The following is a 1631-nucleotide window of genomic DNA, read 5'->3' as shown; positions in this document are numbered from 1 at the left end:
ATTCAATATCCAGGGCTACCCGAATAGAATCGGTATCGGTATTGAAAATCTGTAATTCCCCTTCTTTGGAGAAGGCAACAGGTGTGGTATCCAGGGGTGAATCCTGACCGTCTTTACAACCCTGGATGCATAAAAAAATACAGAGAAGGCTTATGAGGCCCGGGATCAAGGATTTATGAACCGACATGGGATTTGGTTTTACGAAACATAAAATAGAGCCCGATGGCTATAAAGGGGAGACTCAGCCACTGCCCGGTGCTCAGCAACCCAAGACTTTCTTCGAATCCGCCCTGGCTCTTTTTAACGAATTCGACAAAAAATCGAATGGTCCACAAGGCGACAAAAAACAGCCCAAACAAATAGCCCGGCTGGTCTCTTTTCGAGGTTTTCCAGTAGAGGTAATACAAAAGTGCAAAGACGCCCAGATACAGCACGCCCTCATAGAGCTGGGAGGGATGGCGGTAGGGAATCGCTTCTAAATACTCCGAAAATTGAGGATTATCCTCCAGGGCGTGATATGCGGCGTTGGGGGTGTCCTCCCCTGTGATGGCCATCGCCTTGCGCGCCGGCATGTCATCGGAATCCCGCACAAAACGCGTTCCCAGAACAAAGGAAGCCTCCGTAATTTTTCCGTTGATTTCAGAATTGAAAAAATTCCCCAGGCGTACCAGAAATGCCCCCAGAGCTGTAGGTATTACCAGGCGATCCAGGAGGTAAAGGATACTGAAACCCTTGTGTTTCCGTGTAAAAAGGTACATTCCTATGATCACACCAATAGCCGCGCCATGAGAAGCAAGGCCTGTAAATCCTGTAAATTCGTACCCATTGATAAGTCCGAAAAGGGCGCTTCCTGCACGCTCGCGGATCGGCAGGAGAATTTCAATCAAATGATTCTGGTAATAGTCCCAGTCGTAAAAAAAGACATGACCCAGGCGGGCACCCAGCATGGTGGAGAGGACCATATAAACAAAAAGGGAATCCAACTCTTCACGGCTTCTCCCTTCCCGGTCAAAAATACGTTTCATAATGTACCAGCCCACCGCAAAGGCGACTATCCACAGCAGGTTGTAGTACTTAATCTGCAGGAATCCAAGTTTGAACAAAGTGTCATCGGGATTCCAGGTAAAACCTAAAAAAAACATAGACGGCTTTTGGGGCTAAGATAGTAAATCCGAACGCGGCATCCTTGCAGAGCTTTCTATTTTAGCCGTAAACCAATCAGGGCCCTGAAGTACCTCTCTGAGGTTTGGCAGGCTTTTCCGGTGATAGTGACAATACCCCGTTCCACTATGTATCCTCTTTTTCGGGAACCGGATCGTAGCCAGAACCACCCCATGGCGCTGGAGCGGAACAGAAAGGTCCGGTGGACCTTTCGAGCGAAAGGCGAGATGGCGCGCAGGCTTAGTTGTCATCCTTTTCGGGAACAGGATCATACCCGGAACCACCCCACGGATGGCAACTTCCAATTCTTTTAAGTGCCAACCATCCTCCTTTGCGAAGGCCATGTTTTTGCAGGGCTTCTATGGAGTACTGTGAACAGGTAGGGAGGTATCTGCAACTGGGAGGCGTCAGGGGGGAAATATACTTTTGGTATCCCCGGATCAGTGAAATAAAAAGAGCTAAAATCCTAT

The 1631-nt window shown here is 48.6% G+C and carries 2 protein-coding genes and 1 pseudogene; all 3 read right to left on the bottom strand.

Annotated elements, in window-relative coordinates; all coding sequences use genetic code 11:
- Positions 1–187 (bottom strand): annotated as a pseudogene (locus WBV75_RS11120) (hypothetical protein); the annotation flags it as partial.
- Positions 174–1142 (bottom strand): prolipoprotein diacylglyceryl transferase, encoded by a 969-nt coding sequence (gene lgt / locus WBV75_RS11115; RefSeq protein ID WP_424120672.1) that lies wholly within the window; start codon positions 1140–1142, stop codon positions 174–176. The pseudogene WBV75_RS11120 and the gene lgt, both read right to left, overlap by 14 nt.
- A gap of 259 nt (positions 1143–1401) precedes the next feature.
- The gene (gene yidD / locus WBV75_RS11110; protein WP_424120673.1) at positions 1402–1626 is read right to left on the bottom strand and encodes a membrane protein insertion efficiency factor YidD; all 225 of its coding nucleotides are present in this window, start codon (positions 1624–1626) and stop codon (positions 1402–1404) included.
- Positions 1627–1631 lie beyond the last annotated feature (5 nt).

It is taken from the genome of Robiginitalea sp. (assembly GCF_049588695.1).
GTDB lineage: Bacteria > Bacteroidota > Bacteroidia > Flavobacteriales > Flavobacteriaceae > Robiginitalea.
Note: the sequence above shows the minus strand (reverse complement) of the source record. Positions and strands in the feature narration are given on the sequence as shown.